Below are 26,932 nucleotides of genomic sequence, written 5' to 3' on the forward strand. Positions count from 1 at the left end.
GTAACGAGGTTTGGTATGAACTATAAGATGGTGGGACGTTTCATGTCCCTCGTGATCATTACGGAAGCGGTCTTTATGGTGCCGGCATGGATCATTAGTCTGATCCACGGCGAGGCGACTTCCATTACGGCATTTGCAACAACGATCATAGGATCGATCCTTGTAGGACTGCTTATGTTTATGCTCTGTCGTAGGGCAGAGATGCGTTTTTATGCCAGAGAAGGATTGGTCAGTGCGGGTCTGGGCTGGGCGATCATGAGTCTGGTCGGCTGTATGCCGTTTTTTATTTCCGGTGAGATCCCGGCATTTATTGATGCATATTTTGAGACGGTTTCCGGCTTTACCACAACGGGAGCATCCATTCTTACCAATGTGGAGGCAATGTCCTATGGCATGCTCTACTGGCGTAGTTTCACCCATTGGCTGGGCGGTATGGGGGTTATGGTCTTTCTTCTGGCGGTCATTCCTGCCAGTGGCAAGGGCAACGGCTTTACCATGCATTTGCTTCGAGCAGAAAGTCCGGGACCAAATGTCGGCAAACTGGTGCCACGTATGCGCCAGACAGCGACGATCTTATATACCCTGTATGTGGCCTTGACGATCTTATGTTTTGTGTTTCTGCTTTTCGGCGGTATGTCACCCTTTGAGGCGATCTGTACTGCATACGGAACCGCCGGCACGGGTGGATTCGGTATAAAAAATGACAGTATGGCAGGTTACAGCGTCTACATCCAGAATGTCTGTACGGTATTTATGATCCTCTTTGGGGTCAATTTTACCTGTTACTATATGCTCCTTTTAGGCAAGGTGAAGGATGTCTTAAAGGACGAAGAACTGAAACTGTATCTTGGGCTTATTTTTGCCAGCGTGGTCCTGATCTCCATCAATACCAGATCTATGTTCCACAGTCTGGGAGAGACTGTTCAGCAGGTATTTTTCCAGGTGGCGACCATCATCACGACGACCGGTTTTGCAACCACGGACTTTGACCTCTGGCCGACCTTTTCCAAGGCGATCCTGATTATCCTCATGTTCTGTGGAGCGAGTGCGGGCAGTACCGGCGGTGGTTTTAAGTGCGGTCGTATCCTGCTTTTGTTCAAGAACCTGCACCGCAATCTGCAAAAGACCCTAAATCCGCAAAAGGTCTTAGTTGTAAGAAATAATGGTCAGGTCGTCAGCGAGAAGGTGCTGGATAATCTGAACACTTATCTGATCGCCTATGTGATGATCACCATCGTCAGTTTCCTTGTGATTTGTCTGGATGGTAAGAGTTTGACAACAACCATGACATCGGTCATTGCCTGCTTTAACAATATCGGACCGGGCTTGGATGGCGTCGGACCGACTTGCAATTACCATGATTTCAGCATTCTGTCAAAGATCATCCTGATCTTTGATATGTTGGCGGGCAGACTGGAAATTTTCCCGATCATGATCCTGCTTTCCAAAAATACCTGGAAGAAGTTGGGATAATGGTTGAAATCTGAGAGGAAAATACCGATAAATTCAGTATAAAACGCACAGGATTGACATATATTTCAAGGGCAGAATTCTTGAAATATGGGCATATAGTGGGTATAATGTTTTACTATAAAAGATGTTAGTGTAGTTTTTTATGATAAGAGGATGAGGTGCATGAAGGGCAAGAAAATAATTTCATTATTATTAGCAGGAAGTATGGCTGTTGCATCGGCAGTCTGTCTGTTGCCGGATCAGGCAAGGGATGTACTGGCATCGGACAGTGTCGTATGCGATGGCAATAGCGCGGATTGGGGCAGTATCGCCAGCCGTGGTTCTGCAGATGGCTCTGTCAGCGATTGGAAGACCTGTGTATCGGGCAGTTATCTGTATTTATATGCAGCGCAGAATCCGACCGGGGCATATGGCGAGGCGATCGGCAATACCAAGGTGAGCCTTACATACAATGACAGTCAACTTTACAATGCCAATTACAGCACCATTCAATTTGTACAAGACTGGTCAGACGGCAGTGGATCTTATGTTGTCAAGGATGGCTGGAACAACAATATATCCGGGGCGCAGTTGGTCTTTGAGGGCGGCAATACAGATTACAATGTAGATTCTGCCTTCGCTGAAGTTGCTATTCCAAGATCCTGGTTCCCATCTGAGGACTTTACTTTAGCCTATGCCGGTGTTTCCGTTTCCGGCAGTGATATTGCAACGATCGACGGTGCGTCTGTACTGGAAAAGCCGAAGGATGAGACGGGCTACGGCAATGGTAATTCTTCCGAAGCATCCACAGAGGAGACCGTGGAAGCCATTGATGAGAATGAAGAAGATACTACAGAGGACGCAAATGCTGATCTGGCAGTGACTACAGCAAACGGCATTACGATCGATGGCAATTTCTCGGATTGGAATAATGTGCAAAAAACGCAGAACCCGGCAAGCGCCTTGAAGGAAGGTGCGGCTGTATGGATCGGAGATTACGTTTACCTCTATTTGCGTGAGCAGGACTGGTGGGATGGCTGTGCAACACAGGTAGGCCCATGGAATAATGGTACTTACTGCATTGAACTGAGTGATGGTACCAAGACCAATATCATGATCAGCAATGCAGCTGCCTATGTCAGATCCGGCAAAGAGTTGCGTGAGTTGGACTTCCGCTATAGCAATCATGAGTATGAGATTGCCGTGCCGGTATCCAGCCTGCAAGGTTTTAATGACAAGATCACATCCCTCAATTTCGGTATTATGACGGATACGACACCGATCTATATCGCACAGGGCTGTGTCAACCAGTCACCAGGCATTGATACAGATGATACGACGACAGGAACGCTCAAAAAGATTTCCTATGACTATGATTTTTCTGATTGGGAAGGCTATCAGAAGACATCCATCGGTTACAATACCAAGGCAGATGCTTCCGGGGCTTTGTATTCGGACGGTGACATTCTCTTTGGCTATGTAGATTATTATGGTGCTTACTACCGCGATGCATTCAATTTCATTACTTTGAGTGTAAACGGTCAAAACAGCAGAAATACCATGTATTTCACCCTGCGTGGCGTAGATGCCAATGGCAATGTGCAGCAGTGGAAGGATGCAACCAATCTTGGACCCGGAGATTATGAATTTTATCTTTTTGATACAGCATATGTAGGATCTGCTAGCAACATCAATGATCCATGGACTTATACATATGGCAGAGCCTATATCCATGTCGATAAGACCGGCAGGGCACAGATGGAATACTACATTGATATTCCAACCTTGGTAGAGGTTGTGAATAAGGCACCGGAGCAATGGGGTGCTTATGACTGGAATCTCAAGCAGTCCGACATGAAGACATTCCATGTGAACTATGTTCGTATCGGATCGCAGTGGATATCCTGTGGCGGTACATCTACAGGACCGATCTTAGGTATTCTCCTGTGTCTGGCAGTTGTTGTGATCGCACAGGTATATCGTAAAAAACGCACCGGAAGGTTAGCATGAAAAATATCATTGGATTCGTTTTAATCGGAGTTTGGATTTATATTTACTATCTGATGCATAAAGCGCAGCTCAAAGCCTGGAAGTATTTCTGGGGAGCCTGCGGACTTTTTATCATCATGATGGTATGGGTAAGACCTATCATGACCCAGCCACTGGCAGAAGTAGTTGCTGCAGTGGCTGGTGTTTTTGGTGATATCACAGGTATGTATACGGCATTCTTCAAGTATGGCGTATTATTTGTCAATGCCGCCGACGGAGCCATCACGCTCCAGATCGACTTTGAATGTTCCGGTATTCTGGAGATTATGGCATATCTGGCATTGCTTGTCTTTTTTGAGGCATACAACATTTTTGAACGTATCATTGTAAGTGTAGTTGGCATTTTTTACATTATCCTTGCCAATGCACTGCGTATTGCCGTCATCTGTACCATTATCTATTTCAATGGTATCGGTGCCTATCATATAGCACATACCATTGTGGGCAGATTGGTGTTCTATGCACTGACTGTAATATTGTATTTCTTTGTATTTACCAAGGCACAGATTATCCGGCAAAAAGTGGGAGGATTTGCGTATGGTCACGATAAATAGCGTGTTAAATTCCTTTCTTTTCTGGGCTGCGTGGATCATCATTCCATTTATCATGGAAATGGTCCCGGCGATTGGTAACATCTTTATATTATTTCGCAAACACAAACGTATCAAACAAAAAACAAAGGAGTCAGAGGAGCAGAACTTGGGATTTTATCCTGAGATCACTCTGATGATCCCTGTGTATAATTCTGCGTGCACACTGGAAGCCTGCATCCGATCGATCTATGAGAGTGATTATCCAAATGACCGCATCAATGTCTATCTGATCAATAATCAGGGCAAGGATAACAGTTTTCAGGTATTTTGCCGATGTCAGTCCAAGTATCCGGAACTGATCATGCAGTGGCTCAATGCAGAACAAGGTAAGTCCAAGGCGCTGAACATGGCGCTTTTTAACAGCAAGGGCAAATACATCATAAATATTGACAGTGACGGTATTTTGGAAAGGTCGGCATTGAAAAATCTGATCGCCAAGTTTGAGGCAGACCCGGAGATCCAGGTCATGACCGGGGCTATTTTGATCGAGCCGCGCTTGATCGAGGAGTATCCTTGGGTATTTCCAAAGTTATTGCGCAAGACAGAGTTCATGGAATACGCGCAGGCATTTTTGGCAGGGCGAAACTATGCATCCGAGACAAATTCGGTCTATACCTTATCGGGGGCTTTTTCTGCCTTTCGTAAGTCGGCCGTGTTAAACTCGCATATGTATAATACGGACACCATTTGTGAAGATACGGAACTGACTTTCCAGATGCGCTACAATAAAAAAGAAAAGGTGCAGATCTGTGAGAATGCCATCTTTTTTGTTGACCCGATCGATGATATGAACAAGTTATATACGCAGAGACAGCGCTGGCAGCGCGGAAGTCTGGAAGTTTCTTCCATGTTCTTAAAGGACAAATTGAAGGTCAACCGCATGTTTTCTGACCCGACCGTGCGCACCCTGGTCTACGATCATACCTTTGCTTTCCCGCGCATGATCTGGTATCTGGCATTGATCTGCCTGCTGTTTATGAATTACTCCATGCAGATGGTTTTGTTTTCGGTAGCGATCCTGTTTTTGGGCTACTTTGTCGTGGGATTTTTCTATTTCTTTTCGACAGTGGTATTCCTAAAGCCATTTAAGGAATTGCAGAAGTATTATAGGAAGCAGTGGTATGTGGTGTTCCTTTTGCCATTCTTTAACCTTTTGGTATTTTTCATCCGCTTTGCAGGGATCATCAACAGTATCAATACCAGCAGTGCATGGAAAACACGTAATTTTACCGAAGAAAAGCAGGCATTTAAAGATGAGTTTTTAGGCAATACATCCGGTATTCGGGGAGCCATCCAGAAGTTCCGTGCATTTGTCAATGTGCCGGGGATGGAAGACGAATGACCGTAAGATATGATGATAAACGGAGGCAGGATTTTGAAAAAGAAAGAACTGCGACAGACAGCAGAATGGCAGAATAAAAAGACAGATATCAGGAAACTGGAAAGAAAATTCCGGAATATACTGATCCTTACCCTGGTCGTGGTGGCAGCCATGTCGGCGATGGGACATTATCTGATGAAGCGCTATACGACTACAATTATGAATGTTTATGCGACCCAGCAGGATAACTATGTGCAGTTGGTGCTGGATCAGATCAATTTACAGGAAAATGGAACCGAGGAAAGCATCATTTCTGATATTATAGAGACTCTGGATAGTGGAAATACACATTACTGGACCCTGTCAAAAGAGGAGAATATCCTTTTTGTCAAAAATGTTACAGAGACAGACAAATATCAGGGGACTTCACTGGATAAGTTTTATGACACAAGTTCGGCAGATGAATTTGTAAAATCCCTGCGCTTGAACCATGTGACCCATGAACTGATCAAGATGGACGGATCCCGTTATGTGGCATCCGGTGTGATCTTTTCCTACAATGACACACAATATACCCTGTGTCTTTTGACCGATGAGACCGTTATCTTAGATAACAACGAATTTTTGTCAACACGTATCAGTATGTATATTTATGTCATCATCATTATGGTACTCATGCTTTTGGTAGCCATGGGAGCAGAAATGACGGTAAAGAAGCGGGAACTTGATAACAATCTTTTGCATAGCCGTCTGGAGATCCAGAACCAGCACATCGAGCGCTTGGAGCGCGAAGCAAAGGAGAGGGATGCCTACGATACGAGATTAAATCTTTATCAGGAGGCAGTGCTTCCTGCATTTGCCCGCAAATTGGATGAGAAAAATGTGGATCAGGCAGTGCTTGCGGTGCTGCGTTTTGCAACGGAGGCGGACACCAAACAGTTTTTGGCAGATTCTATGACCAAATTAGATGATGAGATCCTGCGATTTAAGAAAGATGACACAGGGATCATTCTCCTCATGTGTCACTATACCTATGAAATGGCGTGGCGCGTGATCCATAATGTGGGAGCGGTCGATCAGATCCGCCACATGGAAGATATTAAGGAAAGCAAAAAGACCATTACAGAGGCATGCGCGGAAGCGGAAGAAAAGGAGTGGTAATTCATGGCATTACAGTTGAACCGTACCTATCGTTTTAAATTTTATCTCAATGCGAATCATTATATCATCATCAACGGTGTGGAGGGCGAGACACATCCCCACACTTGGGAATTTACCATTGACATCATGATCAAAAATGATGAGTTCGTGGAATTTAATACTTACGAGAAATCTATCAGCGAGTATTTTGCCAAGTATCAAAACGGAATCATGAACAATTTTGAACCTTTTGACACTGTGATTCCAACCCTGGAAAACATGTCCGAAAAGTTTATCTTAGATATCCGCGATATTGTAGAGGCTGGCGATGCCAAACTGATCAAGATGGAGAGCAGCGAAACGCCGACCAGAAGTTACATCATCAGTTTCGAGGAAGACGAGGATTTCAAGGAAACGATCAGAAACAGACGCAAGGAAAGCATGGATGCGGAAATTGATGCAGTCGTTGACCGGATCGCGCAGAAAAAGGAAGACTGACCATGAAAAAAAGAGGTAAGACGATATGCACGATCGCTGTTATGCTGGTGCTTTATGTCCTGATCGCAGTTGGCCTTGTATATATGCTTTATCGCGGTGGAAACTATCCCGCAGGAACAAATACATTACAATATATCTATCGTGCAAAGATGCTTCTCAAAGGCATAGGTGAGGGAAACGGGTTTCCTCTCTATGATCCTTATTGGTTTAATGGGGAGCAGTTACTCCGTTATGTGGAGCCTCTGCCGATCTATCTTATAGCAGCGTGTCAGGCTCTTGTGGGCGGCGATGCCAATACAGGCTATCTCTTTTTTGTGGGATTGCTCTATTTTGCAGGCGCGGTCGGCTGGATCTTTATCGGAAAGAAGATCGGACGCCTGAAGACCGGATTTCTGGTCGGCACGCTTTGGTTCTTTATGCCCAATAATATGCATACCCTCTTTTTATTGGGAAATTTGGCAGAAGCATGTGCCATGATCTTTTTGCCGGTATTGATCGGCTTTACCTATGAGTGGTTTTTTACGGAGGTCAAAAAGAGCAGAACTTTAGCTGGTATGATCGTCAGTCAGTTTTTGATCGTGGCATGCAGTGTGCGCTACAGTATTTTTGTGGCGATCACGGTCCTGCTGTTTGGCATTTTGGTACATTTTATGTATAAAAAGAAGCCGGGTATCCTACCTGCAGTTGCAGCCATGGTGCTTGGCATCCTGCTTCTGGGCGTATGGCTTTATCCATCCTTGCAGGGGGACGGATCGGATACCTACAATGTCACAGTCATGAAAAATTACTTCCAGAGCGCCTTGCAGTCTTTAAATCCGGTCTATCGTTTGCAGGGAAATGACCAGCATTATTATTTTGGGCTGGCTGCCTTTTTACTGACAGTCTTTGGTGTGCTTGCAGGTTCCAAAAAGTCACGTGTTGGCTATGTGGCAGGCATTATTCTCTTTCTGGGAACGACCAGCAGCGCCTATATTGTTTTATCCAATATGCCGGGCAAACGATATTTCTGGATGACAGAGTATATCTCCATAGCCCTGTGTATGATCCTGCTTAGTTTTGTTTATTGGAAATCTTTGAAAAAGATCTTTTATCTTGCCTGTGTGGCGGTGCTTGTCATAGATGCCTATCCATCGATCAAGGTAAATCAGGGGCAGGCATACTATGATGCGACAGACCAGTTGGATGTTTTTGAAAAGACGACTTTGCTGGATCAGGCACGACAGATCACAAAGCAGCGCATGTATTTTCTGGATGGTGATATTTATGGCGCAAGTGCAGCCTATGTGGCAACGGTAGCGGATGACGGACAGGGCATAGTGGCACAGAGCGGAGGCAATGGCTGGCAGTATGCGGCAACATCCGAGAATATCATGGATGTGAACGAAGCGGTTGGAGCCAGACACTACACCTATTTATTTGACCGGCTCCTTTTACTTGGAAATGATACGGTGTTGATCTATACGGATGCGACCAAGTATCTCGCAAAAGATATGGAGGATGTGATCGCGGCGGCGAAAAGTTGTGGCTATGATCTGGTTGCCAGCAAGGGCAAATATTATCTTTTCCATCAGGGCACACCGGAAACCTTTGGTGTTGTCAGCCGGTATGATGCTATCAGTATCGGCACGTCGGGGAAACTTTTGACCTATTCCTATGCGGATATGATCCAAGGGAAATCAAATAATTTAAACGATTATTCTTTTGCTGATTTAAAGGACTATAAACTGGTCTATCTGTCCGGTTTTACCTATGACGATCAGACCAGCGCGGAAAATCTGGTCATGAAACTGGCAAAGGCAGGGGTTAAAGTCGTGGTCGATGCCAGCAGTATTCCAACCGATACCTACACGGGTATCCAGGAATTTTTAGGTGTGGATTGTCAGAGTGTCAAGTTTGAAAATGGTTATCCTATCCTTTATTACAACGATCAGGAAGTTCTGTGCGAACTCTTCCCGAAAGACGAGACAGAGTGGAAGACCGTCTGTATGAACGGTCTGACCAACGTCAAGGGTTATTTGTATGAAAACGGCGTACAGATGGCGTTTGCCGGAACAGCCAAGAATGAAAATATTACTTTTATCGGTATCAGTCTGGCATATCATTATTACCGGACACTGGATGAGGATGGCAGCAAAAAGATCATAGACGATCTGATCGGTTCTTATGTGACCAAGGAGCCGGATCATAAGATCGTGCCGCTGACCGTAGATGTGCAAAATAAGGAAGTGACGATCACATCCCAATATGACAATGTCAACACGACACTTGCCGACACGGATAATATGCTTGCATCTGACGATTATGACATCAATGGGCATCAGGTTTATGTCAACAAAGGTACGACGACGATCATCCTGTATTATCCATATTTTACGCAGGGTATGCTCTTGTCTGCGGGAGCACTTGTGTCAGCGATACTGTTATTGATCGGTGTAAGAAAGCACGGAAAAAAGCAATTAGAACGAGTTTAGAGGCTTATGAAACAAAAAAACAAAGAACAGAACCACAATAAAAAATATATTGCCATTGAAATTTTGGTAGGCATACTGGTTTCTCTCGGGATCTTTTTGTTCTTGTATCTGAGAGGCTATCAGCCGGCAGGAGAAGATGTCTATGGACACTTGTATAAGGTGGAATTCTTAGGAGAAAACATCAAAAAAGGTGTGCTTTTTCCCCTCTATACAGAGGACTGGTACAATGGATTTCAGATGTTCCGCTATTGGCCGATCTTTGCTTATTATGTGATGGCGATCGGCTATCTGCTGACAGGTAGTCTGCTCTTATCTTACTATCTGCTCTTTGTGACCATTTTTGCGGTTGGTTATATCGGATTTTGTCTGATCGCCAATCGTGAGCAACGGTTTTTCTTTATCGTGATCGGCATTTGTTATTTCTTTTTGCCGGATAACGTGCGTCTGATGTTTGGTGAGGGAAATCTTGCCCGTGCCTTTATGTCGGGTATGCTGCCGCTTTTCTTTTATTTTTATACGAATCTGATCGAAAAGAAAAAATCTTTGATTCCGACAGTGATCATGGTATTTTTGTTTGTTGCGACTCATATCATGTTGACTGCTATGTGTGCCATTATTTTTTCACTGTATAGTATTTTTGCCGGAGCAAAAAAAGGAACATGGTATTTAGGACCTTTAGCTTTTGTACTGGGAATCCTGACTTCCGGAATCGTTCTCCTGCCAGCGCTTTTGGGCGACGTTGTGACGGGATCCTCTTCTTCGACGGCAAACCGTATGTCGGATTGGAGCCAGAACCTGCTCTTGTCTTTAAGTGTGACAACCAGACAGCAGGGCGAGACATCCTGTACCTTTGGGCTGGCGATGTTTGCGATCGCCATTGTCATTATCATCTTTGGTAAGCGAAAAGCGGGCGCGATTATTGGTCTGATCTTCTTTGTTTTATCGGCAGATGCATTTTTGCCACTAGTGAGTCATATGCCTTTGCCGCAGGCATGGTGGATGCTGCGTTATGTGCAGATGTGCTATGTTTTGATCTGCTATGAGTGGGGCTTTCTGGAATTTAAGAAGAAGGGGCTGATCTGGCTGACACTGGTTGCGGTGCTTTTAGATACGGCGCCGTCCTATTTCTATTTTACCCAGATCGAGGAGCCGGTATCCGGGGAAAACCTCTTGGACGAGGCGGCAGACCTGACTTCAAACCGTATGGGCCTTGTGGATGAAAGTACGCTGAAATCCTATGTTTCCTATTTTGTACTGGAAAAGAATGTGGATTATGTGCAGGGCTGGGATATTCAGGGTGCGACGACCAATGTGCGGATCGTGCATATGACGGAGGCAGCGCGCTATGGATATTATGATTATACTTTCCAGGAATTGCTGGAATTGGGCTGTGACAGTGCGCTTTTGAAAAAATCTATCCTGCCAAAGGGATTTTCGACAGAGGACATTGTAGCGGCGGCAAAGAGATATGGCTATACCTTTGTGGACGAAAATGCAGATGTGATCCTCTTTGATCTGGAGGGGGTAGACGGACAGTTCGGTGTGAATATATCGGCTGACAATCTGGCGATCGGATCGTCTGCCTTGTATGTTTCCTACATGTATCCGTCCTTTGTGGCTGGTGCAAGTGAGGATCTGGACGACTATTCTCTGGATGATCTCAAACAGTACAAAAAGATCTATCTGTCCGGATTTACCTATAGTGATCAACAAAAGTTCGAGGAATTGTTGACATCTTTGGCAGATGCCGGGACAGAGGTGTATATCGATGCCAGAAGTATTCCGAAGAATCGTTATGGTATAGGAAATCTCTTTGGTATTGAGGTTCAGGATATCACTTTGACAAAGGTTTCCGAGTGGCGGTATGGGGATGATACTTATACATTTGATCTGCCATATAAGTGGGTTTCCCAATATCTGACGAGCAGCAATGATGACGTGACGATGGAAAATTTTGTGACAGATGGCTTGGAACTGGGATATTTTGCGACCTACGACAAGAATATTCATGTCGTGGGCATGAGCCTGCCTTATATGCTGGCAGAGAACCCACAGGCAGATCTGCGGACCCTGGTGGAAAAGATGTTTGCCATGAAAGAGGCAGATACCAATGTTTCTTATGAGATCGTTCCGCTGACGATCACTTATGATGCAAATGGCATGACGATCAAGACGGACCAGGATGTATGCACCAATGTAGCATACCAGGACAATTTTGTGTCTGACCGGAAATTCGGTGTAAAGAATGAACTGATCACGGTTAAGGCTGGAACAACACGGATCCATTACGTTTACGCATATTTTAAAGAGGGCATGATCGTCACACTTATTGGCATTTTTGCAACGATCTTCCTATGGATCCTGCTCTTTAAGAAGAAATGGGATCCTCTTGTGCCACTGCGCAAACTGACAGATAAACTATTGGAGATGAACTGAGTATGGATGAGTTGACGGCTCATTATAATAAATTTAATGAGGATAAGCGCCTGATGCGCAGGCACGGGCAGGTGGAGTATATTACTTCCATGAAATATATCCATAAGTATCTGGAGATTCTGCAAGGCGAAAACGCAAAGGATACAACATTACAGATTCTGGATATCGGGGCAGGAACAGGTCGTTACGCAGTAGAACTGGCAAAAGAAGGCCATGATGTGACGGCTGTGGAGTATGTGAAATATAATCTGGGACGTTTAAAGCAGAATGCGAACGTGGCGAAAAAAGAATGTCAGGAGGCTGGCAAGGAATTTTTGCTGCAGGCTTATCAGGGCGATGCAAGAAAGCTAAAACGCTTTGCCGAGGATACCTTTGATCTGACGCTTTTGTTTGGACCCATGTACCATTTGTATTCCTTCGAGGATAAGTTGCAGGCGCTGACAGAGGCAAAACGTGTGACAAGACCGGGGGGTTATATTCTGGTCGCCTATCTGATGAACGAATATGGTGTGCTCACCTATGGTTTTAAAGAAGGGAATGCAATTGCGTGTATCGAAGACGGACGATTGGACGATAACTTCCATTGTCATTCCACGGAAAAAGACCTGTACGACTATGTGCGGTTGGAAGATATGAAAGAACTGCGTGATGCAGCAGGACTGGAGCATGTGCAGACAATTTCTGCGGATGGACCGGCAGACTATATGCGCAGGGAATTAAATGCTATGTCGGAAGAGATGTTTGCGAAATTTATCGAGTATCACTTGTCAACATGTGAACGTCCGGAGCTGCTTGGCGCCGGGGCGCACACAGTGGATATATTAAGATGTAAAAAGAGTCATCTGGGTTAGACCAGATGGCTTTTTTCATCTTTATACAATCTTTATATCAGAAAAAAACAATTTATGGCACCTTATTTTTTATGACGTAAAATATTTGTAGAAAAAGAAAGAACGGAGGAAGTATAGGTGTCAGACCTTGTAAGAATAAAAGAAAAGTTAACATCTTTTCAAATTATAACATTAGGATTTGTTGGGGTGATTTTGTTAGGAGCAATGTTATTGATGTTGCCTATTTCGTCGCAAACAGGTGAGGTTACTTCCTTTGGAAGCGCTTTATTTACAGCCACATCTGCGGTGTGTGTTACAGGACTAGTGGTATATGATACGGCTACATATTGGTCATATTTTGGACAAACAGTGATTTTAATACTGATACAAGTTGGTGGACTAGGAGTTATCTCTGTAGCTTCATTTCTTTCTATGATTGCAGGAAGAAAAATCAGTTTAATGCAACGTCAGACCATGCAAAATGCACTCTCCGCACCACAGGTTGGTGGTGTTGTCAAACTGACACGATTCCTTTTTTTGACGTCATTTGCAATTGAGGGGATTGGCGCATTATTGCTATTTCCAGTATTCGTGCCGCAATATGGGGTAAAAGGAATATGGCTATCTGTCTTTCATTCTATATCTGCGTTCTGCAATGCAGGATTTGATCTTATGGGAGATAAGACAGGAAAGTTTAGTTCTTTAACCTCATTTTCAGGAAATGTATATCTAAATATGGTGGTATGTATTTTGATTATTCTGGGAGGGCTGGGATTCCTTACATGGAGGGATATTGTAACGAAGAAAACACGCCTTAAGGAATATGCAATACAGACAAAAGTAATTCTGGTAACGACAATAATATTGATTTTCGTACCCGCGATTTTATTCTTTTTTGTAGAATTTTATGACAATCCTTTGGAAAAACGTGTTTGTATGTCTATCTTTCAGGCTGTAACGCCAAGAACGGCGGGATTTAATACAGCAGATTTATCAAAAATGTCTGATGCAGGAAAAACGCTTACAATGATTCTAATGTTAATAGGTGGTTCTCCGGGTTCTACAGCAGGAGGAATGAAAACAACAACGGTTGCTGTTTTATTTGCAAATGCTGTTGCAGTATTTCGGAGAAGGCAGAATGCAAATTTTTATGGAAGAAGAATAGATGATTCCATTGTAAAAAGCGCAGCAACCATTATGTTTATGTATCAGTTTTTTGCAGTGTCAGCTGCTGTTATCATCAGTATGGTTGAAAGCTTGCCGATATTGGATTGTATGTTTGAAAGCTTTTCAGCTATTGGTACAGTAGGGCTTACTCTTGGAATCACGACAAGCCTTTCACAAACCTCGCATATCATATTGATTTTGCTTATGTTTTTTGGACGTGTGGGAGGTTTGACAATTATATATGCAGCTTTTTCGCATAAGGATACAAGTACATTAAAGTATCCAATAGAAAACATTACAGTAGGATAAGGAGAGAAAAAATGAAATCAGTATTGGTAATAGGGCTTGGCAATTTTGGGATGTTGATTGTGAAACAAATTCATGAATTGGGACATCAAGTCATGGCTATAGATAAGAACGAGAGCAGAGTAAACGAGGCATTGCCATATGTAACAAATGCGTTGATAGGAGATAGTACGAATGCTAACTTTTTGGCATCTTTAGGAATTAATAACTACGATGTATGTATTGAAACTATTGGAAATGATTTTCAAAGTTCTCTTGAAACAACATCGCTATTAAAAGAACTTGGTGGAAAGATGGTTGTTTCAAGGGCAAATCGTGAAGTTCAGGAAAAATTTCTTTTACGAAATGGCGCGGATGAAGTAGTGAATCCGGAGAAACAAATTGCAAAGTGGACAGCAATAAGGTATACATCAAATTACATTTTGGACTATGTAAAGTTAGATGATAATTATGCGATTTTCGAAGTGGAACTGCCAGATGCCTGGATTGGAAAGAATATACGAGAAGTCAATCTCAGGCAGAGATATGGGATTAATATTATGGCAATTAAGGAGAAGGGGAGTATGAAATTGGCTATATCTCCAGATGATATTTTGAACGAGGGACAAACACTTCTTGTGGTTGGCGAACATAAAGCAATTCAAAAATGTTTTCACATATGAAATGAGGCGATTTGATTGGGAAATATCATAGTAGTATTGGTAATTACGGCAATTTTTGTTTTTGGATATTATGTGATGAGGGCTGTAGATCGTTTTCTATTAGAAAATGAGAGAAGAATGACAAAAGAAATGGAAAAAAGGAAGCCATTGGTCGTTCGTTTATCTGGAAATATGTCACTTGAGGAGATTGACAAGGAAATTGACAAGTTTAGAAAGGATCATATAAATTTTGAGATTATCTTAATAGAAAAAAGTGGTATGATGTAAGAAAAAATTGGAGCATAAACTGAATGAGTCAAAATGATAGTATAGTAAGAGAAAAACAGCAACATATCCTGGTATGTCTGTCATCGTCACCTTCTAACAAAAGGATTATTGATGAAGCGGCAAATCTTGCAAATGCATTTCATGCAGAATTTACAGCTTTATATGTATCAAATGTAAGGCAGAATTCACTCAATGAGGTGGATCGGGAGAGATTACAAAATAACATAAGATATGCAGAGGATAAAGGAGCGGAAATTACGACTGTTATTGGGGAAAATATCTCATTTCAGATAGCGGAATTTGCCAGAATCTCTGGTGTCACAAAAATTGTGATTGGTAGAAGCAACACAAAAAAATTTTATTTTTGGGAGAAGCAGACTTTAACCGAGCAACTCATTATGACTGCTCCTAATGTAGACATCTATATTATCCCGGATTCAAAAATGGACATAAAGGAAAACCGAAAGATAAGACTGACGGAGTATATTATACCAACCAAAAAGGATATTTTTATTACCGTAACACTGTTGCTGGTTACGACAGTGTTGGGATTGTGTTTTAGTCGTAGCGGATTTACAGAGGCTAACATTATTACGGTGTATATCTTTGGGGTTTTGCTTAATGCTGTCTTAACAAAAAGTCATTTTTGCAGCTTAATTAGTTCGTTGTGTAGTGTACTTCTTTTTAATTATATTTTTACGGAGCCGAGATATACCTTTCATGCATATGAACCGGGATATTATGTGACGTTTATTATCATGTTACTTGCCGCATTACTCACAGGCTCATTGGCATATCGCCTGAAAGACAGCGCAAGAGAGTCTGCTCGCGCTGCTTATCGGACAAAAGTATTATTTGACACAAATCAACTTCTACAGAAAAGTAGAACGTATGATGATGTATTACAAGTAATGGCAAATCAGGTGATTCTGTTATTGGACAAAGATATCGTCATTTATCCAGTTAAAAATGGAAGGATAGACAATGGTTATATTTATGCAAAAGAAGTATATGGAAATAGTGAAATATATATGGATGATTCAGAAGATGAAGTGGTGCAGTGGGTGTTGAAAAATAAAAAGAGAGCAGGTGCTACAACAGAAAAATTTTCAGAAGCCAAACATTTATATCTGGCAGTTCGGAACAATGACATTGTATATGGAATCCTAGGGATTTTAGTGGAACATGAATCGTTGAGTTCTTTTGAATATAGCGTGTTGTTATCAATTTTAGGTGAATGTGCATTGGCTTTCGTAAATCTTGATAATGAGAAAGCTAAGGAAGAGGCATCAATGATTGCCCGTAAGGAAAAGCTCAGAGCAAATCTTTTGCGTACGATATCACATGATTTAAGAACGCCTCTTACCTCTATATCAGGTAATGCATGTAACTTGTGTAACCATTATGAAATGTTAGATAATGAAACCAGGAAACAAATATTTTCGGATATATATGACGATTCGGAATGGTTGATACAACTTGTAGAAAATCTTTTGTCTGTCACTCGTATTGAAAATGGTGAAATGAAATTGAATCAATCAATAGAGATTATGGATGATGTCATAGACGAGGCGCTAAAACACATTGATAGAAATAAGGTGGAGCATGATATAGAAGTTTGTCGTCCAGAGGAGTTGATTATCGCCAATATCGATGCGAAGTTGATTATGCAGGTTGTTATAAATATTGTGAATAATGCAATAAAATATACACAAGCAGGTTCGATTATTAAGATTGCATATGGAAATAAAAATGACATGGTTTATGTTAATATATCAGATAATGGACCAGGAATGGATGATACAATAAAGGAACATGTATTTGATATGTTCTATACGGGACAAAATAAAATTGCTGATAGTAAGAGAAGCATGGGCCTGGGACTTGCATTGTGTAAATCTGTAGTAGAGGCACATGGTGGAAGTATAGAAGTAAAAGATAATATTCCATTTGGCTGTATATTTACTTTTTACTTAAAAAAAGGAGAGGTAATAATAAATGAATAAGTTTCAGATACTTGTAGTTGAAGATGATGCTCCTATTAGAAATTTAATTGCAACTACCTTGAAAACACATAATTATAAATATTTGCTGGCGCAAAATGGAGAAGAAGCTATTATACAGGCATCAACGCATGATCCTGATGTTGTCTTTTTGGATTTGGGGCTCCCTGATATGGATGGAGTTGAAATTATAAAAAAGATTCGGGAATGGTCAAATATGCCTATTATTGTTATTAGCGCAAGGAGTGAAGATGAAGATAAAATAGAGGCTTTAGATGCAGGGGCAGATGACTATCTTACAAAACCATTTTCTGTCGAAGAGTTGTTGGCAAGACTAAGAGTTATGCAACGCAGAATTGCGTTACTTCAAGTAGACAATAATGTAAACAAAAGTTCAATATATACGAATGGAAAGCTTAAAATTGATTATGTGGCAGGATGTGCATACAAAGATGATGAAGAATTAAAGCTTACGCCGATAGAATATAAATTGTTATGTATTCTTGCAAAAAATACAGGGAAAGTACTTACACACAAATATATAACGCAGAAAATTTGGGGAAGTGCATGGGATAGCAATGTTGCGTCTCTTAGAGTATTCATGGCAACTTTGAGAAAAAAACTGGGAAATGATTCAAATTCTTATATTCAGACCCACGTAGGGATTGGATATCGCATGTTGAAGGTTGAAACTAATATAGAAGATGAAATGTTACCATAGTAAAAAGGCGGGAGCAAATGTGCTCTCGCCTTTTTGTCATTTCTTATTTGGTTACGGTTACGTTCATAACGATTGGGTTATGATCAGAGTTCTTAAATCCAAGATCTCTTGTCTCAACTGTGTTGATGGTAAGATTATCAGAAACGATAAATCCGTCAATCATGTAATACTGGAATACACTTGGATCACTGTCGTTGCCGGCAAGTGGACGATCCAGAGAGCGGCAGGACGGTGTGGAGTTGTCGGTTACAAAAGTCAGATTGTCGCTAAATTCATCGACATCAATGACACCCGGTGTCCACATATCTTCGCTGACAAGCGGATAAGCGCTGTTGTCATAGTTTGAGAATGCCTGGTTGAAATCACCACCGGCAATGACATAGTTGCCCTTTTCTGCTTCTTCCTGTAAGAGTTCGCGCAACTGCTTGGTCTGTGCAGCCTTGCCTTCGCCATCGTCATAGGCCTCCAGGTGCAGGTTGACCAGCACCAGTTCTTTGTCACTGCCCTCAATGGCAACGCGATCGACCATGAGACAACGCTTGAGGTTGCCGAGGCGGATCGGGTACTTGAACGGACATGGCAGAGAGATACGCTGGGAATCATCTACGCTAAAAGCAGATAAAGTGGCGATACCACAATCGACCTTGCCAATGGTAGGAAGCGGATAAGGAACGTAGGCTACCTTGTAGTTTCTGGCAAAGGTAGAATTGTAACCATCCAGAGAAGAAGTGATCTTTTCTAATTCATCAATGCCGTAAGATCTCTTGGAATCACGATCGACCTCCTGTAAAAAGACAACATCAGCATCCTCCTTCTGGATCTGTGCCACAACAGCATCAATATTGTCATTGACCTGTGACTCGGTGCAGGAGCGGACGTGTTCACCGCCATCCATAAAGAAATCAGCGTTTTCGCCAAGTCCGGCATAGCCCATATTCCATGTCATGATGGTAAAGTCATCACCTGCGGCGAGTGTCTCGGAAGAAGATCCGTCAATGTCCAGAGACTCGGTATCCTTCGGCTTGTACTCCGTGATGGTCAGATACCCGATAAAAAGAATGACTGCGGCTACCAAGACCAAAAGAATGATGAGGATGGTCTTAAGAACCTTTTTGAGTGTTTTGTTCATGTAAAATACCCCCTATTGATAAATGTAAGAAGATGCCCTCCCCAGAGCATCTCGACCTTGCTCTATTTTAGCATAAAAAGAGAGGCAATAGAACCATTGATCCTTGGAAACTTTACATAAATTTTATATAAGAAATTTGTTTAAATTGATAGGAAAAAGCAGAAACGATAGCGGCCTACACCGAAAAACGCTTAATGAGCGATGTGGAGATCTGCAATTTGACGGTATGACTGGCAGGATCTTCCATCTGGCGGATCAACTGGTCGACGGCGGTCTGACCCATGAAACGTCTTGGAATATCAATGGTCGTCAGTGAAGGATCTAAAATACGTCCCTCGGAAATATTGTCAAATCCGATAATGGCAATATCATCCGGGATCTTGTATCCACGCAGTTTGAGAGCCTTGATGGCGCCGATGGCGATCAGATCATTGTCCGCAAAATAGCATTTGGCAAGCGGTGTGCCACTGTCAATGATCTCCAGCATATCCGAAAAGGCACCCTCGATGGATGGGGCTAATTCATGGGAAAGGGACTTGCTGACGGACATGCCGTGTTCGCGCACTGCCTTTTGAAAACCGGTCTTGCGTTCGGAAAAATTGGCAATCGAATAGGAGGAGCAAAGGTGACCGGGCTGTTCGTTGCAACGGTCGATCAGATAGCCGGTGGCAAGGTAAGTCCCCTGCACGTTGTTGATAAGGACGCTGCTACAGTCGATGGCATCGAAACTGGCGTCCAAAAGCACCATAGGCAGGGATGCTTCGAGAAAGCGACGGCAGATGCCTGCTGAGAGTTCGGTGCCGAGCAGGATTATGCCGACACAACCGCAAATGCGCAGTTCCTCCACAACCTGTGTCAGGTCATCCGTATTTTCATAGACCTGCAAAGTTTTCAGACCATAGCCCTTATGGCGGCACTCTGCTTCGATCCCTTCCGTCAGTTCGGAAAAGATAGGCGTGTAATTTAGGATGGCGTTGTGGGCGCGGTAAATGATGCAGTAGATATCCCCCGAATGATTTTTCTTTAATTGCAGTCGGCTAAAGTCATAGCCGGCTTTTTCTGCCTCTGCGATAATGCGTTTGCGCATCTCGGTAGAAACGCCTGGTTTTCCATTCAAAGCCATTGAAACGGCGGTAGCCGAGATATTTAATTTTTCAGCCAGTTCTTTTCCTGTGATCCCCATATATTCTACCTTCTTTGATCGATTTCATAAATAAAGTAAAAATAAAGTTATATTTACTTTATTTTACATTTCAATAAAGAAAGAGACAAGGTATTTTATAGAAAAAGTCGTAAATCGGAGGAAAGGAGCATTTTTATGGATCATATTAAATTGGGTTACGCGCCGACCAGACGCAGTATTTTCAGTGCACCGGACGCGATCAAGTACCGGGGACTGACCGCACAGAGGCTGACAGAACTTGGCGTAGATTTTGTAGATATCACGGACATCAATGAGGAGGGGCTTCTTTATAATGATGCCGATATGCTTAAGATCGCTGAAAAGTTTAAGGCAGAAAAAATAGATGGTCTGTTTTTACCACACTGCAATTTTGGGACGGAATACGAATGTGCAAGGCTGGCAAAGGAACTGGGGGTACCGGTGCTTTTGTGGGGACCATTGGATGAGCGCCCGGAGCCGGATGGTACACGACTTCGGGATACCCAGTGCGGGCTATTTGCAACCGGAAAGGTATTAAGACGCTTTGGCGTGCCATTTACCTACATGACAAATTGCCGTCTGGAAGATCCGGTATTTGAGCGCGGACTTCGTGACTTTATGGCGGTCTGCAACGTAGTCAAGACCTTCCGCCATATCCGTATCTTACAGATTTCGACCAGACCTTTTGATTTCTGGTCGACCATGTGTAATGAAGGCGAACTTCTGGAAAAATTCAATATCCAACTGGCACCCATTCCTATGGGCGAATTGGTGGACGAAGTCAGGAAAAATCTGAGAAATGTCGCCGAGACACAAGAAGTCATGACTTATTGCAGAGCCAATATGAATATTGCCATCAAGGACGATGAACTGGAAAAAGTGGCAGCCATGAAGGTAGCCATGAAACATCTTGCAGAAAAATATGGCTGCAATGCCATTGCTATCCAGTGTTGGAATCAGTTGCAGACGGAACTTGGGATCATGCCATGTGCGGCAAGTGCGCTTTTAAACGAAGAGGGTATTCCGACGGTCTGTGAGACGGACATTCACGGAGCCATTACAGCACTTCTGGTAGAGGCAGCAGGCATGGGGCAGGTGCGGTCTTTCTTTGCGGATTGGACCATCCGTCATCCGGATTGTCCGAACGGAGAACTCTTGCAGCACTGTGGACCATGGCCGATCTCTGTGGCAGGCGAAAAGCCGACCATTACCTATCCTTTGGCATTTGACCATCCGGGAAGTATTACCGCGGAGGCAAAACACGGAGATGTCTCACTGGTGCGTTTTGACGGAGATCTGGGGCAGTATTCTTTGTTACTTGGACATGCCAAGGGCATTGACGGACCAAAGGGTATGGGTACCTATCTTTGGGTAGAGGTGGATAACATCAAGCGTCTGGAAGCAAAACTGGTGGAAGGACCATATATCCATCACTGCGTGGGTATTCATAAGGATGTTGTTCCGGTGCTTTATGAAGCATGCAAATACATTGGCGTCAAACCGGATCTGTACGATCCAATCGAGGAAGAAGTCAAAGCCTACTTGCGTGGGGAATGAAAGAAGGGCAGGGAAATGAAAAATAAAGAATTAAAAAAACTCGCCTATGAACTGCGTCAGGATACTGTGGATATCATTATGGCAGGGGGCGGCGGTCATATCGGCGGCGATATGTCTATTATGGAAATTCTGGTGGAACTTTACTTTGACCAGATGAATATTTCTCCGGAAAACCAGAACGACTCGGATCGGGATCTCTTTGTCCTTAGCAAAGGACATTCGGTGGAAGCCTATTACAGTGTTCTGGCAAAAAAGGGATTTTTCCCTTTACAGGAGGTAAAAGATCAGTTTTCTAAATTTGGCTCCCCCTATATCGGACATCCCAACAACAAATTGCCGGGAATTGAGATGAATTCCGGTTCTCTGGGACATGGGCTTCCGGTCTGTGTCGGCATGGCTATGGCAGGGAAACGTGATGGCAGAGACTACCGCGTTTACACGGTCATGGGTGACGGAGAACTGGCAGAGGGCTCCATCTGGGAAGCAGCCATGGCGGCACACCAGTATCATCTGGACAATCTTTGTGCAGTCATCGACCGTAATCACTTGCAGATCTCCGGTAATACGGAAGATGTCATGGGTCATGAAAACCTGCATGACCGTTTCGCAAGTTTCGGCTGGCATGTCATAGATGTTTCCGATGGAAATGATATTGATGCTTTGCAAAAGGCATTTATAGAAGCAAAAAATACCAAGAACCAGCCGACGGTCATCATTGCCAATACCATTAAGGGCAAGGGGTCGCCGGTCATGGAAAATAAGGCATCCTGGCATCATCATGTGCCGAGTCAGGAAGAATATGCGACGATCATGGCAGATCTAAAAAAGAGAGAGGAGGCGGTTTAAATGACAGCAGATAAGAATACTGTGGCAAATCGAAAGGTCATTTGCGATGTATTGTTAGAACATGCAAAAATGGATAAGCAGATCACGGTGCTTTGCAGTGATTCCAGAGGCTCTGCTTCCATGACACCTTTTGCGGATGCCTACCCGGACCAGTTTGTGGAGATGGGGATCGCGGAGCAGGATCTGGTTTCGGTGGCAGCCGGCATGGCGCACTGTGGAAAGAAGCCTTACGCTTTTTCGCCTGCCTGCTTTCTTTCTACCAGATCCTATGAGCAGTGCAAGATTGATGTGGCATATTCCCATACCAACGTAAAACTCATTGGGATCAGTGGAGGCATTTCCTATGGCGCGCTTGGCATGAGTCATCATTCTGCGCAGGACATTGCCGCTATGAGTGCTATCCCGGGGATGCGCGTCTATCTGCCGAGCGACCGTTTCCAGACAAAAAAACTGATGGAGCATCTGTTACAGGATAAAGAACCGGCTTATGTTCGTGTAGGGAGAAATCCGGTCGGGGATATTTACGATGAGAAAAATTGCCCCTTTACCATGGATCAGGCTGTGATTTTACAAGAGGGAAGCGATGTGACCCTGATCGCCTGTGGTGAAATGGTAAAAAAAGCAGTGGATGCAGCAGAAATCCTTGCAAAAGAGGGTATCAGTGCAAGTGTCATTGATATGTACTGTGTGAAACCGCTGGATAAAAAGGCAGTCGTTGAGGCGGCACAGAATACAAAACTTGTAGTTACCGTGGAAGAACATGCGCCATTTGGCGGGCTTGGATCTATGGTGAGCCAGGTGGTTGCCGCGGAATGCTCAAAGAAAGTCATCAACATTGCCTTGCCGGATGCACCTGTCATTACCGGTAACTCCCAAGAGGTATTTGCCTACTATGGCATGGATGGCGAAGGTATTGCAAAGTCAGCAAGACAGGCGCTTTTTGCTGAGTAAAGAGGGAATAGAATGGCAGGAAAAAAGTATGTATTGGCAATCGATCAGAGTACACAGGGAACCAAAGGTATTCTGTTTGATGCAGAAGGGCAATTGATCTGTCGGCGTGATATTGCGCATGAGCAGATCGTAAATGAAAAAGGCTGGGTTTCCCATGATCTCGATGAGATTTATCGAAATACGCTTCAGGTCGTGCAAGATGTGGTGACAGAGGCTGGCATTGCACAAGAAGAAATAGCCTGTCTTGGCATCAGCAACCAGCGTGAAACATCAGCTGCGTGGGATCGCAAGACAAAAGAGCCGCTGGCGAAAGCAATCGTCTGGCAATGTTCGCGTGCGGAGGATATTTGTAAACGAATAGAAAATAACGTTATTCTGGATACCAAGCAGGAGCAGAAGGCATCCGGTGGTGTCGGCGAAGCCATTCGACAAAAGACCGGCATGCAGTTATCTCCTTATTTTCCGGCGGCAAAATATGCATGGCTGCAGGAAAATGAGCCGGAGGTAGCGCGTGCCAAACAGGAAAATCGTCTTTGTCTGGGTACGATCGACTCTTGGCTGGTATTTAAACTGACAAAAGGAGAAGCCTTTGCAACCGATGTATCAAATGCATCACGCACACAACTTTTTAACATCACGGATTTAAAGTGGGATGAAGAGATATGCGGTTGGTTTTCCGTGGATGCCAAAACACTTCCGGAAGTAAGAGACAGCAATGCTTTTTATGGCAAGACGGACTTTGAAGGATTTTTTGCGGAGCCGATCCCGATTCTGGGAGTGATCGGTGATTCGCAGGGAGCCTTATATGGGCAGAATTGTCGGGAAAAGGGACTGGTAAAAGCGACATATGGGACGGGTTCTTCTGTCATGATGCATGCGGGAGATAAGCCGATCGTCTTGGATAATGGTATGGTAACATCGATCGCCTGGGGCATGGATGGAAAGGTATCTTATGTTTTGGAAGGCAATATCAATTATGCCGGGGCAACGGTCAGTTGGTTAAAGGACAATCTGGGGATAATCACAAGTGCAGGTGAGACAGAGGCGATGGCATTTGCTGCAAATCCGACCGATGAGACATATCTCATCCCGGCGTTCAGCGGTCTGGGCGCACCTTATTGGAAAGTAGATGCTAAGGCGATGCTATATGGCATGAGCCGTACAACCGGAAAAAATGAGATCGTGTGTGCGGCATTGGAATCCATCGCTTATCAGATTGCAGACATTGTGGAAGGAATGCAGTATGATAAAGGTATGTCAAAGTCAGTGCTTCGGGTCGATGGAGGAGCCACAGAGAATGCTTATCTCATGCAGTTTCAGAGCAATATTTTGCAGAAAAAGGTAGAAGTATCTGCCTGTCAGGAGGCATCGGCTTATGGAGCAGCACTTTTGTCAGGAGAAAAAGCCGAAATTTATGATGACAAGGTGCTTTCTGATTTAAGAGCGTGCCAGGTTTATGAGCCTAAAATGCCGGAAAGCAAGCGACAGGAAAAATGGCAGGGCTGGCGCAATGCCATGGAGAAAGTCTTGCGTTAAAAAGTAATGTGATAAATGTGTATATGAATGAATTTCAAAAAGGAGGACGAGACAATGAAACAATTTGAAATGTATGAACTGACCATCAAAGGAGAGGAGCCACAGGGCTCGCAGGCTCTGGTAGATGTGACGGCAGAATTTACCTGCGGCGGTCAGACTACCAAGGTCAAGGGCTTTTATGCCGGGGATGGAAACTACAAGGTGCGCTTTTACCCAAGTCTGGCAGGCGCTTATACCTATCGTGTGAGCGGTCTGATGCAGGCAGAGGGCAGTCTGGTATGTCTGCCGAATGAGGATAAAAAGGCCGGTATCGTGCGTGCCGAGGGGACACATTTTGTCTATGATGGCGGGGAGATCTTCAAACCATTTGGAACGACCATTTATGCTTTGAGTCATCAGGAAGAAGAAAGAATCGCACAGACCATGGAAACTTTATCGACTGCACCATTTAACAAGGTGCGCCACTGCGTATTCCCGAAACATTATGATTACAACCACAATGATCCGGAATTATATGCATTTGAAAAGGATGCCGATGGCAAGTGGGATGTCAACCGTCCTTGTTTTGCTTTCTGGGAGCATCTGGAAAAACAGATCTTTACGCTGGCAGACATGGGGATCCAGTCAGATCTGATCCTTTTCCATCCATACGATAAGTGGGGCTTCTCTCATATGACCATGGAGGAAAATCTCATCTATCTGGATTACCTGCTCCGTCGTTTTGCAGCCATTCCGCAGATCTGGTGGTCTATGGCAAATGAGTATGATCTTGTTATGGATCGGACGATGGAAGACTGGTACGATATAGAGTCCTTTATTGTGGAAAATGATCCATACCATCATTTACTCAGCAACCATAACTGTTTTGGATTCTATGATTTCTCCAGAGAGAATATTACCCACCAGTGCGTGCAGACCATCCTGGTACAAAAGGCGGCTGATTGGATGAAGGAATTTGAAAAACCGCTCTGCTATGACGAGTGCTGTTATGAAGGAAACCTGCCTTTGACCTGGGGCAATATTTCCGGCTGGGAAATGGCAAACCGTTTTTGGATGGCTGTCTGTCAAGGGGCATATGCAACACATGGTGAAGTATTCTTATCCGATGATGAAGTGCTCTGGTGGGCAAAGGGTGGTGTCCTCAAGGGAGAAAGCCCAAAGCGTATTGCCTATCTGAAGGAGATCGTAGATGCCATTCCGGGAGCGATCGAGCCGTGGCAGGAATATCATGATTTTGATATTCAGGCATACATGGAAAAACATCATCTGGAGAGCATGGAAGAATTACAGAATAGTCCCCTGATAAGTCGATTTATGAATCCGAATGAGGTTGATGACATTGTTTCTAAGATGAAAGACTACAATGCCTTTGGTCACGTGGGTGAGGATTATTACATCGGTTACTATGGCAGACATTGTAATGGTATTGCCCCATGGAAGCTGCCGGAAGACCATCAGTATAAGATAGAGATTATCGATATGTGGAATATGACGCGCGATGTAACTATGACCGGCGTCAGTGGAAGATTTGACGTTAAAATGCCGGGCAAAGAAGGTATCGCAGTTCTGGCAAGCAGAATAGATTAGCATATCCTGCATAGCATAAAGAAGATCGCTTAAGCCTATAAAAACAAGCCTAAGCGATCTTTTTATTGGTAGTTTTCTTTTCTTTCTTTCGCTTGTTTTGCAGTATCCATGACATAGGAAAAAGCATCCTCTTCACAGTGTTTTTCGATAATTCCTATGGAGTACAAAAAAACGTGACAAAGTGCTTCCTCCATGTGAGGGATGGAGAGCGTGACGTTTGAACCGGAAAAGTTGGGAAACAAACTGAT

Annotated in this window: 21 protein-coding genes; 19 read left to right on the plus strand and 2 right to left on the minus strand. The window is 43.7% G+C overall.

Going from position 1 to position 26,932, the window contains the following annotated elements; genetic code table 11:
* Positions 1-15: 15 nt before the first annotated feature.
* The 14 genes from H8R94_RS07730 (at position 16) to H8R94_RS07795 (ending at position 17,916) form a co-directional block, all read left to right on the plus strand.
* Positions 16-1,473 (plus strand): TrkH family potassium uptake protein, encoded by a 1,458-nt coding sequence (locus H8R94_RS07730; protein ID WP_118281407.1) that lies wholly within the window; start codon positions 16-18, stop codon positions 1,471-1,473.
* A gap of 162 nt (positions 1,474-1,635) precedes the next feature.
* A complete protein-coding gene (locus H8R94_RS07735) occupies positions 1,636-3,462 on the plus strand; it encodes a Firmicu-CTERM sorting domain-containing protein (RefSeq protein WP_186854315.1) in 1,827 nt (608 codons plus the stop codon).
* On the plus strand, positions 3,459-4,055 hold the full coding sequence (gene xrtG / locus H8R94_RS07740; RefSeq protein ID WP_118281409.1) for an exosortase family protein XrtG: 597 nt from the start codon (positions 3,459-3,461) through the stop codon (positions 4,053-4,055). Before H8R94_RS07735 ends, xrtG begins: the two co-directional genes overlap by 4 nt.
* Positions 4,039-5,436, plus strand: a complete 1,398-nt coding sequence (locus H8R94_RS07745; protein WP_186854316.1) for a TIGR03111 family XrtG-associated glycosyltransferase — start codon at positions 4,039-4,041, stop codon at positions 5,434-5,436. The genes xrtG and H8R94_RS07745 overlap by 17 nt, the downstream gene beginning before the upstream one ends.
* A 33-nt stretch (positions 5,437-5,469) precedes the next feature.
* A complete protein-coding gene (locus H8R94_RS07750; RefSeq protein WP_118535492.1) occupies positions 5,470-6,576 on the plus strand; it encodes a hypothetical protein in 1,107 nt (368 codons plus the stop codon).
* A gap of 3 nt (positions 6,577-6,579) precedes the next feature.
* Positions 6,580-7,053: a 6-carboxytetrahydropterin synthase gene (locus H8R94_RS07755; RefSeq protein WP_118281412.1), complete on the plus strand. Its 474-nt coding sequence runs from the start codon at positions 6,580-6,582 to the stop codon at positions 7,051-7,053.
* 2 nt (positions 7,054-7,055) lie between these two features.
* Complete coding sequence (locus H8R94_RS07760) at positions 7,056-9,524, plus strand: 6-pyruvoyl-tetrahydropterin synthase-related protein (RefSeq protein ID WP_186854317.1); 2,469 nt, start codon at positions 7,056-7,058, stop codon at positions 9,522-9,524.
* A 6-nt stretch (positions 9,525-9,530) separates the two neighbouring features.
* Positions 9,531-11,960 carry a 6-pyruvoyl-tetrahydropterin synthase-related protein gene (locus H8R94_RS07765; protein WP_186854318.1) on the plus strand — a complete coding sequence of 810 codons (2,430 nt, stop codon included), beginning with the start codon at positions 9,531-9,533 and terminating at the stop codon, positions 11,958-11,960.
* A gap of 2 nt (positions 11,961-11,962) precedes the next feature.
* Entirely contained in the window at positions 11,963-12,811 is an 849-nt protein-coding gene (locus H8R94_RS07770) for a class I SAM-dependent methyltransferase (protein WP_186854319.1), read from the plus strand.
* 117 nt (positions 12,812-12,928) lie between these two features.
* On the plus strand, positions 12,929-14,266 hold the full coding sequence (locus tag H8R94_RS07775) for a TrkH family potassium uptake protein (RefSeq protein WP_186854320.1): 1,338 nt from the start codon (positions 12,929-12,931) through the stop codon (positions 14,264-14,266).
* 11 nt (positions 14,267-14,277) lie between these two features.
* Entirely contained in the window at positions 14,278-14,925 is a 648-nt protein-coding gene (locus H8R94_RS07780) for a potassium channel family protein (protein ID WP_186854321.1), read from the plus strand.
* 15 nt (positions 14,926-14,940) lie between these two features.
* Positions 14,941-15,192, plus strand: a complete 252-nt coding sequence (locus H8R94_RS07785; RefSeq protein WP_186854322.1) for a hypothetical protein — start codon at positions 14,941-14,943, stop codon at positions 15,190-15,192.
* Positions 15,193-15,215: 23 nt separating this feature from the next.
* Complete coding sequence (locus H8R94_RS07790) at positions 15,216-17,198, plus strand: DUF4118 domain-containing protein (protein WP_186854323.1); 1,983 nt, start codon at positions 15,216-15,218, stop codon at positions 17,196-17,198.
* Complete coding sequence (locus H8R94_RS07795; RefSeq protein WP_178009757.1) at positions 17,191-17,916, plus strand: response regulator transcription factor; 726 nt, start codon at positions 17,191-17,193, stop codon at positions 17,914-17,916. Before H8R94_RS07790 ends, H8R94_RS07795 begins: the two co-directional genes overlap by 8 nt.
* Positions 17,917-17,959: 43 nt before the next feature.
* Here the strand turns inward: H8R94_RS07795 and H8R94_RS07800 are convergent, their stop codons facing one another.
* Together H8R94_RS07800 and H8R94_RS07805 are read right to left on the minus strand one after the other, a co-directional pair.
* On the minus strand, positions 17,960-19,045 hold the full coding sequence (locus H8R94_RS07800) for an endonuclease/exonuclease/phosphatase family protein (protein WP_186854324.1): 1,086 nt from the start codon (positions 19,043-19,045) through the stop codon (positions 17,960-17,962).
* A gap of 175 nt (positions 19,046-19,220) precedes the next feature.
* The gene (locus H8R94_RS07805; protein ID WP_186854325.1) at positions 19,221-20,228 is read right to left on the minus strand and encodes a LacI family DNA-binding transcriptional regulator; all 1,008 of its coding nucleotides are present in this window, start codon (positions 20,226-20,228) and stop codon (positions 19,221-19,223) included.
* Between the two features lie 135 nt (positions 20,229-20,363).
* On the opposite strand from H8R94_RS07805, the gene H8R94_RS07810 reads away from it, so the two are divergent.
* Genes H8R94_RS07810 through H8R94_RS07830 form a run of 5 tightly spaced genes read left to right on the plus strand, consistent with a single transcriptional unit; the run spans position 20,364 to position 26,684 of the window.
* Complete coding sequence (locus H8R94_RS07810) at positions 20,364-21,764, plus strand: L-fucose/L-arabinose isomerase family protein (protein ID WP_186854326.1); 1,401 nt, start codon at positions 20,364-20,366, stop codon at positions 21,762-21,764.
* A gap of 15 nt (positions 21,765-21,779) precedes the next feature.
* Positions 21,780-22,610, plus strand: coding sequence for a transketolase (locus H8R94_RS07815; RefSeq protein WP_186854327.1), 831 nt, complete (start codon positions 21,780-21,782; stop codon positions 22,608-22,610).
* Positions 22,611-23,561, plus strand: coding sequence for a transketolase family protein (locus tag H8R94_RS07820; RefSeq protein WP_186854328.1), 951 nt, complete (start codon positions 22,611-22,613; stop codon positions 23,559-23,561).
* 12 nt (positions 23,562-23,573) lie between these two features.
* A complete protein-coding gene (locus H8R94_RS07825; protein WP_186854329.1) occupies positions 23,574-25,097 on the plus strand; it encodes an FGGY-family carbohydrate kinase in 1,524 nt (507 codons plus the stop codon).
* A gap of 54 nt (positions 25,098-25,151) precedes the next feature.
* Positions 25,152-26,684: a DUF5060 domain-containing protein gene (locus H8R94_RS07830; protein WP_186854330.1), complete on the plus strand. Its 1,533-nt coding sequence runs from the start codon at positions 25,152-25,154 to the stop codon at positions 26,682-26,684.
* Positions 26,685-26,932 lie beyond the last annotated feature (248 nt).

It is taken from the genome of Roseburia lenta, assembly GCF_014287435.1.
GTDB lineage: Bacteria > Bacillota > Clostridia > Lachnospirales > Lachnospiraceae > Pararoseburia > Pararoseburia lenta.